The organism is Amycolatopsis sp. NPDC059657 (genome assembly GCF_042734395.1).
Lineage (GTDB): Bacteria > Actinomycetota > Actinomycetes > Mycobacteriales > Pseudonocardiaceae > Amycolatopsis.
The window spans coordinates 64,287-80,343 of sequence record NZ_JBHWEB010000033.1; the positions used below are offsets into that span (position 1 = coordinate 64,287).

Sequence of the window (16,057 nt, forward strand, 5' to 3'; positions counted from 1 at the left end):
GGAAACTGCTGGCCTAGGGATTGTCCCTTGTTGTTTGGTAGCGTTTAGCTGCGCTGCCAAACCGTTGCAACCCAAGAACGACACACTGATGCGACCGTTGACCTTCATGACAGCAGCTTCTTTACAATGGTGTCGATATCGTTCAATACGCCGCTGTTGGCCAGCGCTGTTCTGATTGTTCTCCGGAGTGACTCGAAGCGAGCGTTTGGCAGTTCTGTGCTTCTGGCTATTTTCTCGGCTTTCTCTGCCAAATCAACCAGTCTTCGGTGCGACAAGTCTTCGGGGTTGTAGAGCGGAATGGGAATTTGGAAGATGTACTTGTCGAAGTCGCGAGGGTTGTGTTCGCCGCGGGCTTGCAGGGGGCGAACCGCCATGGTTAGCGTGGTCGAGTTCAAGATTGCGCTGAGGAACCTGCCTTCGCTTAAGGTGTCTATTGTTCCCCAATAAAGTTTGTGGTCAATGATGGCAGAATTGTCCTCTATTATTGCTGCGGCTAGGTACATTCCACTTTTTGTATAGACTACGCGTCGATTGGACTTGGATAGCTGTTGGGAAAGGCCTCGGTGGTAGTCGAGTCGATCTATCAAGTTTAGTTTGGCGTTCGATCGATTATCTTTCCAGGTTGACTCTGCGGAGCGCCACCACTTGGCGAGTCCTGGGTATAGGTCAAGGTCCGGGTCTTCGGTGTCTAGTAGTTTATTTCCGTCCCAGGGAACCACAGACAGTGTGGGTTCTAATGTGCGAAATGGAAGTATCGAATCGCCTGCGTACAGGGAGTGTATGAATTGGCGTTCGACGGCCCCTTGAAGGCCTGGCAGTCCTTTCCATGGGCTCTTTTCCAGTGTGCTGCGACGGCTGCGGACTGCCTGCCTGTTAGATCCCGTTCCTAGAGGATTCTGTTTCACTGGCTCGACAACGAATAGTACCCTTGGGACGACTGTCGCTCCTTGTGAAAATTTGCGTGCGTACGGAGAGGTTTGTTTGTCAGGTGGTGACTCGCCGAGATTTCTAGATATGCTTGTTCTCGCTTCGATGCAGGACGCTGTCCTCGTGTTAAACCTGCCTGACCACATCTCGCTCACAGCGTTGAGGGGTGAGGAGGGCTCGCCTGAGTTAGCGCGGCGACCGAATACTACTCCGACGGACTGTGGAAAGAACGCTGGTTTAATGAGATGGAGATCCCAGGGTTGAGTGAACGCAACTGAGACAGATTCTGTGTGTGTCGATAACGAGCCGGATCGGAACCCCCTATATTGTTGTCTCGATAGCGTTCCGAGGGGCATGACGTAGCCGAAGCGACCACCTGGTCGGAGGTATTGCTCGATGCATCGAGTTACGAATAATGCGGACAGATCTTGGTTAGTTGCAACGCTGGCTCCTGTCCAGAGTCCGCGTTCTAAGGACATCGCTCGGAATGATTCCTTCTGATCTTGAGTCATGTATCGAAATGCGAGCCATGGAGGATTTCCTACAAGAACATCAACCCTATTTTCAGGGCGGCCTAGCCATATTGGTCTGACTAGATTTCGAACGTAGTATCCCCAGATGTGATTGCGTTCTTCGTCATGTAGTACGCACATGCATTTGAAAGTCTTGCTCAGGGTTTCTCTGTCGAATTTGTCATCTATATTGAATCTTCTAAATAGTGCGGTCAGGCGTGGGATCGGTGAGTGTCGCTCGCGTTCTGTCGCTAGGGTTGCTAGTTCGCCAACTAAACGGTCGAAGTGGTCGGCGTTGGCCAGTATCGAGTCGGGAAATTCCAGATGTGGAGCGGTTTCGGAACTTTTGGTGAATTTTGGATCGTTGAGAAACGTTGGGTGGTCAAGCTGCGTAGGTACGCTTAATCCTGTATGTGACCAAAGTGTCGATTCTTGCCCCCAGCGTAGCGAGTCGCCAAGGTAAACTGGTACGGCGAAAGCGGGCCTGTCGTGGGCCTGGAGTCTTTGCATGCCAATAGCCAAGAGGTATGTGACTCGTGCCAATGTCACTGCTACGGGGTGAACATCAAAACCAATTACGTGTTCGCCTACGTGGCGGATTATCTCGGCGTCTGATGCGCCGTTTTCGGCTGCGGCTTTGGCGTATCGACGTACTGCATGGAAAAGAAACGTTCCACTTCCGCAGCTCGCATCGAGTACTCTTTGAGAAAGGGGAGCGATGACACAATCATCGATTATCTCTTCGGCTAGCCAATCTGGCGTGTAGTACTCCCCTAGTTGATGGCGTACTTCTTGAGGGATGATGGACTCATAGAGTATTTTTAGTACGTCGTGTTCGACCCTATCCCAAGCGAAACGCGCCACCTCCTGAGCGAGGTTCTTGACGAATTCTTCTCCTCTTGGAACCTGGGCGACCCAGTCGAAGAAGTCTGCTTCGACAACTCCGCTTATCTGGGCGTCGCTGAATAGTGTTCCTGCTACTAGTGTTGAGGCGGTGATTGATGGATCTTCTGGATTGAAGCCAACAACAGCATGTCCTATAATTTCAGCCATCACGACTAGTAGGGTGTGGTCGACGAATAGGGAATCATCATCTCTGAAGTTTGTGCCCGCTGCTGTCGTGAGAAGATTTGCCCACATAGCACGCTTCAGCTTTACTGCTGGAGTTCTCTTGTTCTTTCGATAAATTTCGTGGAGTTCGGCGACGGCGAGCGCGTAGGATGGGCTCTTGGCACCTAATTTACGAACTATTTCATTTGGCGTGGGCGGGAGGTTTTGGGTGGTAGTAAATATTGCCTCAAGCCATGATTCGATGTGATCAACGCTCTCGGCATTGGCGTCGACGATCAGTGTTGCTTTGTTGACCCTTTTAAGTCGTCCGTCGATTCTGTGGTACAGATGCCACTCTGCGCCGTCTGTCAGTACTCCGAGGTATCGTCGATTATTTGAGCGTGCATCGGCTGCCAGTCTCCGGCCCAGTTGCCATTCCCCAGATTTACTCGCTCCGTTGGTTCTGAGGTCTGGTCGGAGTTCAATTGTGGTCGAAGCTTTGTCGATATCGATCCGACAAGAAGAATTTCTACCTTCGTGATCAAACGTTATTTTTAGGTCGGTTCTTTCAAGATTGAGATCGGCTCTCAAGATGAATTCTGAAAGTGCTTCCAGTGTGTCGTGCGAGGTTCGCGGGCCTTTGCGTGTTGTTAATTGTTGAACGAGAACCTTAAGGTCTACCTGAGTGGATGCGTCATGCGTATTGAGTACCGGCCATCTATCTAGGGCGGAGGTGGCCGGTGTTGCAAATATTGCTCCTCCTGCCGCAAGGCCCGGGCTGTCGACGAGTTCTGGGTTCCAGCGAACGACGCCGATTGCTTTCTTTGGTTGGCCGACTAAGACCGGCGCGCCACTGAGTCCATGAAGTGATAACCTTGCAAGTGCGTCTGTGCAGGAAAGCTGTATTGCTACGGCGTTGCCTTCGGTGAGTTTGCTGTTGAGCCAAGTCACCTCGCCCGATGCGGCGTAGGAGAATACTCCGTTAATTTCTGCTGGTGCGCCCGGTGCGACGAATCGGGTATGTTCTGCGACGGCTCTGCTGAGTTGTATTGGCTCGAGATCTGCCGGTAGACTATGAACTAGGCGAAGTAGTGCCAAGTCGTTTGTGGGGTCAACATCTTTAACTTGCGCCTCGGTGTAACTGTTGTGCCACATGCATTTCACGCGCCGTGATGTTATTTTCCCCGAGGATCGATCGCCGACGCAGTGAAATGCGGTCAAAGCGTACCGGTCTGTTACCGCGAAAACTGTGCCGAGCTCGCCTGCGGCATCAGATAGTCGGCCGACTGCGGGGATCACTGTGGATCCAAGGGGGCCTTTAGTGTGAGTTTCGCGGAAAATGTCGCGCCGGTCGAAGCTTTGGCGATAAGAACTCCCGCTTCGGCCTGAACTGTAATATCGAATCCGATTTCAATTGATTCTAAGCCCCACTCTGTGTTCGACGGGTTCTTAATGAGACGTGCGAGCCTTGTGCGAAACTCGTCAGCAACCTCTTGGACGCTTTCAGCGATCTCGGCTGCTCGTTGGCGAAAATCTTCAGGCACAACCTTGCGGGGGGCAAGGTCGCCAGAGACTTGTCGGGGGGTCACTTCCAGAAGCAAGTCGGGAGAGCCTTGCTTGCTGTCTGCGCGCTTGGTCATGGTGTGCCCCTCATCGCAACATTGTCCAGACTCTGGGTTAGTGCAACGATCAAGTCTGGCAAGGCTTCTCGCTACGTGTAAGACCTGCTGCCAAGTTGTCACCTAATGCCCGAATGAATACCACGCTCCGTGTCTTCCTGTCGGTTGCCTGTACCCTTTTGGAGCAGTCTTCGACACAGTTAGACTAATTGATTTGATGGTGAGTATTGATAATGAAATAGGTGTTAGAAAAGTTCTAACCTCTTTATGGCGAGAGCCCATGGCTCTGTGGAGGGATGTTCTGATGTGCTTGCCGAGGTTTACTCAATGAATTTGGGACGTTTGGGTATTTGCTAGCGGTGTCTTGGTTGAGATCTTGTGGCAAGGGTCGACAGATGGCGCCGTCAACCCAAGCGCTTGCGCACGTCGCGGACCTTGCGGTCGGTCACCCAGCGGACGAACGGCGCGGCGAGCGGGCCCAGTCCGGCCAGCAAAGCCATCGACCGGTCCGGGTAGACCGCGAAACGCTCGCGCTCGATCGCGCGCACGATCTTCGCGGCGACCGCCGGGGCGGTCATCGGCTTGACCGAACCGCTGATCGCCGCCGTCTCCGCAGGCTTGAACTCGTTCTCCTCCGCCAGTTGAGGGGTGTCGACGTCCGGCGGGTACACGCAGCCGACGTGCACCCCATGCGGCCGCAACTCCCCGCGCAGGCATTCCATCAAGCCACGGACCGCGAACTTGGCCGGGCTGTAGGCGGTGTAGCCGTAAATCCCGAGCAACGCCGTCGCCGAGGAGATCGCCACGATCGAGCCGCGGCCACGTTCGATCATCGACGGCGCGACCGCGCGAATCGGATAGAGCGTGCCGAAGTAGTCGACTTCGACCATTTGCCGGAAAACGGAATCCTCGAGCTCCAGGAAGTGCCCTGGCCGCGCTTGGCCGGCCGAAGTCACCAGCACATCGCAGGGCTCCAAAGAACCCAAGGCCGCGGTGATGGCCCGTTGATCGGAAACGTCCACCGAGACCGTCTGAACGTCCGTGGCGCCGGAGTCGCGCAAAGACGTGGCGGCGGCGTCCAACCTGACACTGTTGCGCGCGATCAAGGTCACCGAAGCACCGCGCTGGGCGAGCATGAACGCCGTGGCCAAGCCGATGCCACTCGAACCGCCGGTGATCACCGCGTGCGCTCCGCGCAGGGACGTCATAACATGAACGATATTCACCTCGGCGCCGTGTGGGCAAAGCCACGCTGGTAACGGGTATGTTTTTCCATTGCTTAGGCGATACAAATATCGAGGCGGCAACGCGGGCGTCTCCCTCATGCCGTCTACCCCCAGGGAGGAGCACCGTGCGCCGGGCCTGGCTCATCTGGATGACCGCCGCCGCCGTCTACCTGCTCGCCGTCTTCCACCGGACCTCGTTCGGTGTCGCCGGGCTGCAGGCGGCCGAACGCTTCGGCGTCGGCGCCGCCGCGCTCGGCATGTTCACCGTGCTGCAGGTCGGCGTGTACGCGGCCATGCAGATCCCGACCGGCGTGCTCGTCGACCGGTACGGCCCGCGCAAGATCCTCACCGCCGCGCTGCTCACCCTCGGCCTCGGCCAGATCCTGCTCGCGCTCGCGCACTCGTACGCGCTCGGCCTCGTCGCCCGCGGCGTGCTCGGCGTCGGCGACGCGCTCACCTTCGTCAGCGTGCTGCGGCTCGCCGCCGCGCACTTCCCTGGCCGCCAGTACGCCATCGTCACCGCGCTCACGGCCGCCATCGGCTACATCGGCAACCTCGCCGCGACCGTCCCGCTGAGCCTCCTGCTCGACGGTCCCGGCTGGACGCCCACGTTCCTCGTCGCGGGCATCGTCACGGTCGTCTACTCGACGGTCGTGGTCCTGCGCGTCAAGGATCTGCCGGACGGCATGACCGCGCCGGCCCCGGAACCGGTCCGCCCGCGTGAACTCGGCCGCCAGGTCCGCTCGGTCTGGCGCGAGCCGGGCACCCGCCTCGGCTTCTGGGTGCACTTCAGCACGATGTTCGCGCCGAACGTGCTCACCATGCTCTGGGGCGTCCCGTTTCTCGTGCAGGGACAAGGGTTTCCGAAGTCGACTGCCAGCACGCTGCTGACCGTCTTCGTCTTCGGCTCGATGGCGGGCGGCCCGCTCACCGGCGCGATCATCGGCAAGCACCCGTCACTGCGGATGCCGCTCGTCGGCGGCTACCTGGTCACCGCGACCGCGGTCTGGGCCGTGCTGCTGAGCTGGCCGGGGCAGGTCCCGCTCGCGCTGCTGGTGCCCGCGTTCGCGCTGCTCGCGCTCGGCGGCCCCGCCTCGATGATCGGCTTCGCGCTCGCTCGTGACTACAACCCGCTGCACCGCGTCGGCACCGCGACCGGCGTCGTCAACGTCGGCGGCTTCGTCGCGACCACGGTCGCCGCGCTGGGTGTCGGTGTCCTGCTGGAACTGACCGGCGGCAACTTCCGGGTCTCGCTGCTGGTGCTCGTCGCCGTGCTCGCACTCGGCTCGTTCCGGATGATCGTCTGGTGGCGTCGCACGCGCGCCCACCTCTTCGCCGCCCAGGCGCGCGGCGAGGAGATCCCGGTGCGAGTCACGCGCCGCCGCTGGGACTCCGAACCACTGGCGGCGTAGGCCGGAACCGGAACGCCCGGAGCACCGGCGGGCTCACCGGAACTCATCGGTCTCGCGGAAAAGAGGTCGACCCGGCTGGAAGACTGCTGGATGTGGCAGTCGAACTGGTCGCGGTGGACGAAGCGGACAAGTCCGTGCTGGAGCGCGTGCTCCAGTTCTATCTGTACGACTTCGCCGAGATCCGTGGCGAGGCGCTGACCCCGCATGGCACCTACACCTACCGGTATCTCGACGGCTACTTCACCGACGAGGACCGCGAGGCCTGGTTCATCAAGGCCGGCGGCGAACTGGCCGGATTCGCCTTCGTCCGCGGCGACCTGCCGGAGGACTGGAACGTCGGCGAGTTCTTCGTACTGCGCAAGTTCCGGCGCCAGGGCGTGGCGAGCGAGGCGGCCCGCCTGCTCTTCACCGGTCACCCCGGTGAGTGGACGCTGAGCTTCGATCATGACAACGCGCCCGCCGCGGCCTTCTGGCCCGGCATCGTGCGGGCCGTGGCCACCGGCGCCGTCGAAGTGGACGACGCACACAAGCACGAGTCGGGTGCGCCCAGTACCCGGCTCCGCTTCCAGGTGGCCGACCTTTAAGGTTTCGGCGTGTCCCAGCCGAAAAAGCCTCGCCGTCCCGCCCCGCCGCCCGGTCTCGTCATCGTCGACAAGCCCGCGGGCATGACCTCGCACGATGTCGTCGCCAGGGCGCGGCGGTTCATGGGGACCCGCAAGGTCGGCCACGCCGGCACCCTCGACCCGATGGCCACCGGCGTGCTGGTGCTCGGCATCGAACGCGCGACCAAGCTGCTGGGTCACCTCGCGCTCGACCGCAAGACCTACCTCGCGACCCTGTCGCTCGGCTCCTCGACGACCACGGACGACGCCGAGGGTGAGGTGCTCACCACGGCCGACCCGTCCGCCGTGACCGACGCGGCCATCGCCGCCGGGATCGCCGAGCTGACCGGCGACATCATGCAGGCGCCCAGCGCGGTCAGCGCGGTCAAGATCGACGGCAAGCGCGCCTACGCGCGGGTCCGCGCCGGCGAGGACGTCGTCATCCCGCCGCGCCCGGTCACCGTCTACCGGTTCGACCTGCTCGGCACGCGCCGCGAGGACGATCGCATCGAACTCGACGCGATCGTCGAATGCTCCTCGGGCACGTATGTGCGCGCGCTCGCGCGTGACCTCGGCGCCGGGCTCGGCGTCGGCGGTCACCTGCTCGCGTTGCGGCGCACCACGGTCGGCCCGTTCACGCTGGCGAAGGCTCGCACACTCGATCAACTCGAGGAGAAGCCCGAGCTCTCGCTGGATCTAGATTCAGCTGTGGCGGCGGCGTTCCCGCGCCGGGATCTCGACGCGGCGACCGCCAAAGCCGTCCAATATGGACAGAGGATCCCCTCGGCGGGCATCGAGGGGACCTACGGGCTGTTCGGACCGGACGGACGTGTCCTCGCTCTCGCTTCCGATGCCGAGGGCGTGGCCAAGTCGGTGGTAGTGCTCCTTCCGGCCTAGGCCGTGTCTGGTGGCTCAAGTTCGCGGTCTTCGCGCCCAGGCGGCCCCTGGCGGTACGGGCGATTCACCCGAGTACAACCCGGTACGAGGGCGAATCGCCCGCACCGCCAGGAACCACCTGGATCACGAAGCCCATCGAACAGATCCACCAGACACGGCCTAGGGTGAGGAGCGTGTCGATGGGGAAGGCGGGCGTTGTGCAGCGTTGGCGTGGTTTGGGAGACCTCCCCAGTGGCTGGGGCCGGTGTGTCGTCACGATCGGGGTCTTCGACGGGGTGCACCGCGGACACCAGGTGCTGATCAACCGGACCGTCGAGGTCGCGGCCGAGCGCGGGCTGCCCGCCGTGGTGCTGACCTTCGACCCGCATCCGTCCGAGGTCATCCGCCCTGGCAGCCACCCCGCGCAGCTGACCACGCTGCGCCGCAAGGCCGAGCTGGTCGAAGGCCTCGGCGCGGACGTGTTCGCGGTACTGCCGTTCACGCTGGAGCTGTCCAGGCTGAGCCCGCACGAGTTCGTGCACGAGGTGCTCGTCGACCGGCTGCACGCGGCCGCGGTGATCGTGGGCGAGAACTTCACCTTCGGCAACAAGGCCGCCGGTGACGTCGAGCTGCTGCGCACGCTCGGCAAGCGCTTCGGGTTCACCGCGCAGGGCGCCGAGCTGCAGGGCCGGTCCGTCGCGGAAAGCGAGATCACCTTCTCGTCGACCTACGTGCGCTCCTGCATCGACGCCGGTGACGTCCAGGCCGCCGCCGAGGCGCTCGGGCGCCCGCATCGCCTCGAAGGCATCGTCGTCAAGGGCGACGGCCGAGGGCACGACCTCGGTTACCCGACGGCGAACCTGTCGACCCCGCGTTTCGCCGCGGTGCCCGCCGACGGCGTCTACAGCTGCTGGTTCACCCGATCGGCTGACCCGAGCCGGAAGCTGCCCGCCGCGGTCTCGGTCGGCACCAACCCGACCTTCTCGGGCAGGGAACGCACGGTCGAGGCCTTCGTGCTCGACATCGACGAGGACTTCTACGGCCAGCACGTCGCGCTCGACTTCGTGGCGAAGCTGCGTGATCAGGTGAAATTCAGCTCGTCGGAGGAACTGGTCAAGCAGATCGACGACGACGTGGTCCGCACGCGCAAGGCGCTGGAACTGGGCGATTAGCCGGAAATCGCCCTGCCGCGACGTCCCACCTGGCAAGATGCTGACGGGGCGCAAGCAAGCCGAACGTTAGGGGAGTGCGTAGCACAGTGGAGGACCACAAGATCGTCCAGCGGAACATCGCGCTGCAGCGCGAGTGGTACGGGGAGCCGCTCGGCGACCGTGTGCGCAGGCTGGTGGTCGCCTTCGACGTTTCGCAGGCCTTCCTCGCCGAAGTGCTGGGCATCAGCGCCCCGATGCTGAGCCAGGTGATGAGCGGGCGGCGCGCCAAGATCGGCAACCCGGTCGTGCTCGCCAGGATGATCATGCTGGAGCGCAAGATCCTGGTCCCGGGTGTCGCGGCCGGCCACCGCGACGCGATGCAGCAGGCGCTCGAGGACGTCCGTGACTCACGGCCGACCGTCGGCCGCGACAGCATCCCGGTCGGCGCGGTCGCCGACGACCACTCGGTGTTCGCCGCGCTGCGCGAGATCGCCGAGGACGAGGACCTGAACGAGGCCGCCAAGCGGCTCGACGACGATTTCCCGGCACTGGCCGACCTGCTCCGCCGGGCCGGCAAACAAGCGCCATGATCCTTTTCACGGCGCTGCTCCCGCCCGAAGACGTCGTCACGGCGTTGGAGGCGGAGCTCGCCCGCCAGGGTGTCGACCAGGCGCTGCGCTGGTCGTCGCCGTCGAACTGGCACGTCACGCTGGCTTACTACGGGGACGTCCCCGAGATCCCGGACCTCGCGCTGAGCGGCCGCCCGGCACCCCGCCTCTGGATCGAGGGCGCGGGAACTTTTCCGGGCGTGCTGTGGTTGAACGTCGCAGGTGAGGAGCTCGCCGAGCTCGCATCGGCGGCGGGCGCGGGCGCGGACGGCCGTAAATACCGTTCGCATCTGACGCTCGCGCGCTACGCTAAGGAAGATCCGGATGCGGGCAAGGCCTGGGCCGAGCGCCTGATGGCATTCCGCACCGAGCCGTGGGTCGCGCGGGAGGCAGTCCTCATGCGCAGCGACCGCGATGAGCGCGGGACCACGTACCGAGTGGTCGAACGCTACCCGCTGAACGGCTGAACCCGCTGCTGGCGTAACCTTGACAGTTGGGTCCGGCTGCAGTCCGTGGCGGCCGTGACCGTCTCACCCGGCGTGATCGATCGTCCGGGCCACACGGCACCAGATAACTAGGAGTTAGTCAGTGGCTCTGTCCACCGAAGAGAAGAAGTCGATCCTCACCGAGTACGGCGTGCACGACTCGGACACCGGATCCCCCGAGGCCCAGGTCGCGCTGCTGACCAAGCGCATCGTCGGCCTCACCGAGCACCTCAAGGCTCACAAGCACGACCACCACTCGCGTCGCGGGCTGCTGCTGCTGGTCGGCCGTCGCCGCCGGCTGCTCAACTACGTGATGAAGGTGGACATCGAGCGGTACCGTGCGCTGATCCAGCGTCTCGGCCTCCGCCGATAGCTTGACCCCGAGGGGGAGTGGCCTACGGTCGCTCCCCCTCGGTCTAGAACCGGCGCGAGCGCGTTCGCAGGAGCCGTCCGCCGGTCCTCGGTAGTGGTTTCCGGGCATGAGGCCCGGAGACTTCGATCGAAGACCGGCATTCTTCCTCGAACGTCCTCAGGCGAAATGGGTCCCAGGGTGGGAGACTCGCGCCGTCACAGAGGAACCAAAGAGGAGATACACCCTATGACCGACTCCACCGGAGTCACCGTGCACGAAACCGAAGCCGTTCTCGACAACGGCCGTTTCGGCACCCGCACCGTCCGCTTCGAGACCGGCCGCCTGGCCCGTCAGGCAGCCGGCTCCGTCGTCGCCTACCTCGACGAAGAGACCATGCTGCTGTCCGCCACGACGGCGTCGAAGCACCCGAAGGAGCACTTCGACTTCTTCCCGCTGACCGTGGACGTCGAAGAGCGCATGTACGCCGCCGGCCGCATCCCCGGCGCGTTCTTCCGCCGCGAGGGCCGCCCGTCCACCGACGCGATCCTGACCTGCCGCCTGATCGACCGGCCGCTGCGCCCGTCGTTCGCCGACGGTCTCCGCAACGAGATCCAGGTCGTCATCACCGTCCAGAGCCTCAACCCGGACGACCCGTACGACGTGCTGGCGATCAACGCGGCCTCCGCGTCCACCCAGATCGCGGGCCTGCCGTTCTCCGGCCCGGTCGGCGGCGTCCGCGTCGCGCTGATCGAGGACCAGTGGGTCGCGTTCCCGACCTGGTCGCAGCTGGAGAAGGCGACCTTCAACATGGTCGTCGCGGGCCGCATCGTCGGTGAAGGTGTCAACGACGTCGCCATCATGATGGTCGAGGCCGAGGCCACCGAGAACACCCTCGACCTGGTCGCCGGTGGCGCCAAGGGCCCGAACGAGCAGTCCGTGGCCGAGGGCCTCGAGGCCGCCAAGCCGTTCATCCGCGTGCTGTGCGAGGCCCAGCAGAAGCTGGCCGAGTCCGCCGCGAAGCCGACCGGCGAGTTCCCGGTCTACCCGGCCTACCAGGCCGACGCGTACGATGCCGTCGCCGCGATCGCGACCGACGACCTGGCCGCCGCGCTGACCATCGCGGGCAAACAGGACCGCGACAACGCGACCGACGAGGTCAAGGCCGCTGTCCTGGCCAAGGTCGGCGTCGAAGAGGGCGAAGCCTTCGCCGGCCGCGAGAAGGAGATCGGCGCCGCGTTCAAGGCGCTGTCCAAGAAGATCATGCGCAAGCGCGTCCTCACGGACAAGATCCGCATGGACGGCCGCGGCCTGACCGACATCCGCCAGCTTTCGGCTGAGGTCTCGGTCATCCCCCGTGCGCACGGTTCGGCGCTGTTCGAGCGCGGCGAGACCCAGATCCTGGGTGTCACCACGCTGAACATGCTTCGCCTGGAGCAGCAGATCGACGCGCTGTCCCCGGAGACGCACAAGCGCTACATGCACCACTACAACTTCCCGCCGTTCTCCACCGGCGAGACCGGCCGCGTCGGTTCGCCGAAGCGGCGCGAGATCGGCCACGGCATGCTCGCCGAGCGCGCACTCCTGCCGGTGCTGCCGAAGCGTGACGAGTTCCCGTACGCGATCCGCCAGGTCTCCGAGGCGCTGGGCTCCAACGGCTCGACCTCGATGGGCTCGGTCTGCGCGTCCACCATGGGTCTCTACAACGCCGGTGTCCCGCTGAAGGCGCCGGTCGCCGGTATCGCCATGGGCCTCATCTCCGACGAGGTCGACGGCGAGACCCGCTACGTCGCGCTGACCGACATCCTCGGTGCCGAGGACGCCATGGGCGACATGGACTTCAAGGTCGCCGGCACCAAGGACCTGATCACCGCGCTGCAGCTGGACACCAAGCTCGACGGCATCCCGTCCGAGGTGCTCGCCGCCGCGCTGAACCAGGCGAAGGACGCCCGGCTCACCATCCTGGAGGTCATCGCCGAGGCGATCGACGCCCCGGACGAGATGAGCCCGTTCGCCCCGCGCGTCACCAGCGTGAAGGTCCCGGTCGACAAGATCGGCGAGGTCATCGGGCCGAAGGGCAAGATGATCAACTCGATCACCGAGGAGACCGGCGCCGACATCTCCATCGAGGATGACGGCACGATCTACGTCGGTGCCGCGGACGGCCCGTCCGCGCAGGCCGCGATCGACAAGATCAACGCCATCGCCAACCCGCAGCTCCCGAAGGTGGGCGAGCGCTTCCTGGGCACCGTCGTCAAGACGGCCGCCTTCGGCGCCTTCGTCTCGCTGCTCCCGGGCCGCGACGGGCTGGTGCACATCTCGAAGCTGGGCAACGGCAAGCGCATCGCCAAGGTCGAGGACGTCGTCAACGTCGGTGACAAGCTCCGCGTGGAGATCGCCGACATCGACAACCGAGGCAAGATCAGCCTGATCGTCGTCCGCGAAGAGGACGAGAAGGCCGCTCCCGCCGAGGCCGAGGTCGCCGAAGCCAAGTAGCCCGCTCTGTTCTCGTAAGTGGCTCGTAAAGGCCTCCTTCACCTGGTGAAGGAGGCCTTTACGCACACGTTAGGCATGTGAAGGATCATGGCGCAGATTCCCGGGTTTGAGCAGGCGATAGGCAGTACCCGCACGCTGGAGTCCAGTTCGGACGGTGCGGTGGTCAAGCGGACGGTGCTGGCGGGCGGCCTGCGGGTGATCACCGAGCACGTGCCCGCGTCGCGGTCGGCGACCGTCGGGCTGTGGGTCGGGGTGGGTTCGCGCGACGAGCCGTCGAACGTCGCCGGCGCCGCGCACTACCTGGAACACTTGCTGTTCAAGGGAACCGCGAACCGTGACGCCACCCAGATCGCCGAGGAGATCGACGCGGTCGGCGGCGAGTTCAACGCGTTCACCGCCAAGGAGCACACCTGCTACTACGCGCAGGTGCTCGACCAGGACCTCCCGCTCGCGATGGACCTGGTGACCGACGTGGTCTTCGAGGCGCTCTGCACGGATTCCGATGTGGACACCGAACGCAGCGTGGTGCTCGAAGAGATCGCCATGCGCGACGACGACCCCGAGGACCTGCTGCACGAGACCTTCGTCAGCGCGATTCTGGGCAGTCACCCGCTCGGGCTGCCGGTGCTGGGCACCGAAGAGTCGATCACCGGGATGTCGGCGTCGGCGTTGCGCGGGTTCTACAAGCGCCGCTACACGATGCCCCGGATGGTGCTCGCCGTCGCGGGCAACATCGACCACACGCACGTGCTTCGCTTGGTGCGCAAGGCTTTGCGTGACCGGCTGAGTGGCGCCGAGACGCCGGTGGCCGCACGCAGCGGACGCGCGCGCATCCCGGTGACGCGCAAGCTCGCGCTGCACACCGACGACACCGAGCAGGCGCACGTCATGCTCGGCCTCAAGGCGTTGTCGCGCCACGACGAGCGCCGCTTCGCGTTGTCGGTGCTGAACGCGGCGCTCGGCGGCGGCATGAGCTCCCGGCTGTTCCAGGAGATCCGCGAGCGGCGTGGCCTGGCGTACCAGGTGTACTCGTCGACCGCGAGCTACTCCGACACCGGGCACATGGCCGTCTACGCGGGCTGCCAGCCGGAGAAGCTCGGCGAGGTGGCCGGCGTGATCCGCGAGGTGCTCGACGGCGTCGCGCTGGACGGGCTCACCGAGGCGGAGGTCAAGCGCGCCAAGGGACAGCTGCGCGGCGGGCTCGTGCTGGGCCTGGAGGACACGTCGTCGCGGATGTCGCGGATCGGCAAGAACGAGCTCAACTACGGCCGCTACCTGGGCGTGGACGACACCGTGGCCCGCATCGACGCGGTGACCACCGAAGAGGTCTGTGCGCTCGCTCGCACTCTGCTTCGCCGACCGGGTGGCGTGTCGGCGGCCGCGGTCGTCGGGCCTTACGCTCACTCCGACGACCTTCCAGACGATCTTCACGAGGTGATCGCGTCATGACCGATTTGATCCGCGTAGGTGTGCTCGGCGCGCGTGGCCGGATGGGCGCCACGGTCGTCAAGGCCGTCGAAGCCGCCTCCGACATGGAGGTTGTAGTACAGATCGACGCGGACGACCCGCGCGAGCTGAACGGCGCCCAGGTCATCGTCGACTTCACGCACCCCGACGCGATCATGGACAACCTCCGCTTCGCGATCGACAACGACGTGCACGCCGTCGTCGGCACCACGGGCATGAGCGAAGAGCGGCTGGCCCAGGTGCGTGAATGGCTCGCACCGAAGCCTTCGCTCGGCGTGCTGATCGCCCCGAACTTCGCGCTGGGCGCGGTGCTCGCGATGCGTTTCGCCCAGCAGGCGGCTCGCTTCTACGCCTCGGCCGAGATCATCGAGCTGCACCACAACCGCAAGGCCGACGCCCCGTCCGGCACCGCGGGCCACACCGCGCTGTTGATCGCCCAGGCCCGCAAGGAAGCCGGCGTCACACCGGGCCCCGACGCCACGACGGCCGAGCTGGCGGGCGCCCGCGGCGCGCTGGTCGAGGACGTCCGCGTGCACTCGGTGCGGCTGCCCGGTCTCATCGCGCACGAGGAGATCCTGTTCGGCGCGGAGGGGGAGACCCTGACGATCCGTCACGACTCGATGGACCGCACCTCGTTCATGCCGGGCGTGCTGCTCGGCGTGCGTGAGGTCCTCAAGCGCCCCGGCCTGACCGTCGGACTGGAGAACGTGCTCTCGCTGTGAAAGCCCGCAATGTCGCGCTGCTGCTGACGGCGGCGCTGATCGTGTATTTCGTTCTGCTGGCAGGCCGTGCCATCGCGTTGTTCCAGGCGGGTGGCACGGTCCCGGTGCTGCTGGGCATCGGTGTGCTTCTGTTGCCACTGCTGGGTGTTTGGGTCGTGGTGTCCACTTGGCGCTCGGGCGTGCGCATCCAGCGGCTCGGCCGTCGCCTGGACGAAGAGGGCGGCTTGCCGGACATCTCGGACCTGCCCCGCCGGGCTTCGGGCCGGGTGGAGAGGCAGGCGGCGGACGTCTGGTTCGACGCACGCCAGGCCGAGGTCGAAGCCGACCCTTCCGACTGGCGCAACTGGTACCGGCTCGCGTTCGCGTACGACATCGCGGGGGACCGGCGACGGGCCCGCGAGACGATGCGTAAAGCAGTCGAACTCGAGGCCAAGGGCTCGTGAGCGTTGGGGGGGGGGGGGAACACCCCCCACCCGAAACCACCAAACCAAGGGCAGACTAACACCCCCCCCCAACATTCTCAAAACCCGCCGGTGGCGGGTGGAGATCATAGAC

14 protein-coding genes are annotated in these 16,057 nt (G+C 64.2%); 11 read left to right on the forward strand and 3 right to left on the reverse strand.

The window, feature by feature from the left end; genetic code table 11:
- Positions 1-104: 104 nt before the first annotated feature.
- The 3 genes from ACFV15_RS19770 to ACFV15_RS19780 all read right to left on the reverse strand — a co-directional run bounded on the left by ACFV15_RS19770 (position 105) and on the right by ACFV15_RS19780 (position 5,316).
- Positions 105-3,788: an N-6 DNA methylase gene (locus ACFV15_RS19770; RefSeq protein WP_378351933.1), complete on the reverse strand. Its 3,684-nt coding sequence runs from the start codon at positions 3,786-3,788 to the stop codon at positions 105-107.
- Positions 3,785-4,129 (reverse strand): hypothetical protein, encoded by a 345-nt coding sequence (locus ACFV15_RS19775; RefSeq protein WP_378351934.1) that lies wholly within the window; start codon positions 4,127-4,129, stop codon positions 3,785-3,787. Before ACFV15_RS19775 ends, ACFV15_RS19770 begins: the two co-directional genes overlap by 4 nt.
- Positions 4,130-4,512: 383 nt before the next feature.
- Entirely contained in the window at positions 4,513-5,316 is an 804-nt protein-coding gene (locus ACFV15_RS19780) for an SDR family oxidoreductase (RefSeq protein WP_378351935.1), read from the reverse strand.
- Positions 5,317-5,483: 167 nt separating this feature from the next.
- Between ACFV15_RS19780 and ACFV15_RS19785 the strand changes: the two genes are divergently transcribed.
- The 11 genes from ACFV15_RS19785 to ACFV15_RS19835 all read left to right on the forward strand — a co-directional run bounded on the left by ACFV15_RS19785 (position 5,484) and on the right by ACFV15_RS19835 (position 15,945).
- Complete coding sequence (locus tag ACFV15_RS19785) at positions 5,484-6,746, forward strand: nitrate/nitrite transporter (RefSeq protein ID WP_378351952.1); 1,263 nt, start codon at positions 5,484-5,486, stop codon at positions 6,744-6,746.
- A 92-nt stretch (positions 6,747-6,838) separates the two neighbouring features.
- A complete protein-coding gene (locus ACFV15_RS19790; RefSeq protein ID WP_378351936.1) occupies positions 6,839-7,330 on the forward strand; it encodes a GNAT family N-acetyltransferase in 492 nt (163 codons plus the stop codon).
- A 9-nt stretch (positions 7,331-7,339) separates the two neighbouring features.
- On the forward strand, positions 7,340-8,245 hold the full coding sequence (truB, locus tag ACFV15_RS19795; RefSeq protein ID WP_378351937.1) for a tRNA pseudouridine(55) synthase TruB: 906 nt from the start codon (positions 7,340-7,342) through the stop codon (positions 8,243-8,245).
- Between the two features lie 197 nt (positions 8,246-8,442).
- Positions 8,443-9,396: a bifunctional riboflavin kinase/FAD synthetase gene (locus ACFV15_RS19800; RefSeq protein WP_378351953.1), complete on the forward strand. Its 954-nt coding sequence runs from the start codon at positions 8,443-8,445 to the stop codon at positions 9,394-9,396.
- Positions 9,397-9,482: 86 nt separating this feature from the next.
- Positions 9,483-9,965, forward strand: a complete 483-nt coding sequence (locus tag ACFV15_RS19805) for an XRE family transcriptional regulator (protein ID WP_370950241.1) — start codon at positions 9,483-9,485, stop codon at positions 9,963-9,965.
- On the forward strand, positions 9,962-10,450 hold the full coding sequence (thpR, locus tag ACFV15_RS19810) for an RNA 2',3'-cyclic phosphodiesterase (RefSeq protein WP_378351938.1): 489 nt from the start codon (positions 9,962-9,964) through the stop codon (positions 10,448-10,450). The genes ACFV15_RS19805 and thpR overlap by 4 nt, the downstream gene beginning before the upstream one ends.
- Positions 10,451-10,571: 121 nt before the next feature.
- Positions 10,572-10,841, forward strand: a complete 270-nt coding sequence (gene rpsO, locus ACFV15_RS19815) for a 30S ribosomal protein S15 (protein WP_378351939.1) — start codon at positions 10,572-10,574, stop codon at positions 10,839-10,841.
- Between the two features lie 225 nt (positions 10,842-11,066).
- Positions 11,067-13,313 carry a polyribonucleotide nucleotidyltransferase gene (locus ACFV15_RS19820; protein ID WP_378351940.1) on the forward strand — a complete coding sequence of 749 codons (2,247 nt, stop codon included), beginning with the start codon at positions 11,067-11,069 and terminating at the stop codon, positions 13,311-13,313.
- Between the two features lie 87 nt (positions 13,314-13,400).
- A complete protein-coding gene (locus ACFV15_RS19825) occupies positions 13,401-14,762 on the forward strand; it encodes a M16 family metallopeptidase (RefSeq protein ID WP_378351941.1) in 1,362 nt (453 codons plus the stop codon).
- Complete coding sequence (dapB, locus tag ACFV15_RS19830) at positions 14,759-15,502, forward strand: 4-hydroxy-tetrahydrodipicolinate reductase (protein ID WP_378351942.1); 744 nt, start codon at positions 14,759-14,761, stop codon at positions 15,500-15,502. The genes ACFV15_RS19825 and dapB overlap by 4 nt, the downstream gene beginning before the upstream one ends.
- The gene (locus ACFV15_RS19835) at positions 15,499-15,945 is read left to right on the forward strand and encodes a hypothetical protein (RefSeq protein ID WP_378351943.1); all 447 of its coding nucleotides are present in this window, start codon (positions 15,499-15,501) and stop codon (positions 15,943-15,945) included. The genes dapB and ACFV15_RS19835 overlap by 4 nt, the downstream gene beginning before the upstream one ends.
- The last annotated feature ends 112 nt before the right edge of the window (positions 15,946-16,057 follow it).

What these genes read in the sequence shown, in the direction of transcription:
- ACFV15_RS19775 (WP_378351934.1), bottom strand. Translation starts at nt 4,129, where the DNA reads ATGACCAAGCGCGCAGACAGCAAGCAAGGCTCTCCCGACTTGCTTCTG.
- ACFV15_RS19780 (WP_378351935.1), bottom strand. Translation starts at nt 5,316, where the DNA reads ATGACGTCCCTGCGCGGAGCGCACGCGGTGATCACCGGCGGTTCGAGT.
- ACFV15_RS19785 (WP_378351952.1), top strand. Translation starts at nt 5,484, where the DNA reads ATGACCGCCGCCGCCGTCTACCTGCTCGCCGTCTTCCACCGGACCTCG.
- thpR (WP_378351938.1), top strand. Translation starts at nt 9,962, where the DNA reads ATGATCCTTTTCACGGCGCTGCTCCCGCCCGAAGACGTCGTCACGGCG.
- ACFV15_RS19820 (WP_378351940.1), top strand. Translation starts at nt 11,067, where the DNA reads ATGACCGACTCCACCGGAGTCACCGTGCACGAAACCGAAGCCGTTCTC.
- ACFV15_RS19825 (WP_378351941.1), top strand. Translation starts at nt 13,401, where the DNA reads ATGGCGCAGATTCCCGGGTTTGAGCAGGCGATAGGCAGTACCCGCACG.
- dapB (WP_378351942.1), top strand. Translation starts at nt 14,759, where the DNA reads ATGACCGATTTGATCCGCGTAGGTGTGCTCGGCGCGCGTGGCCGGATG.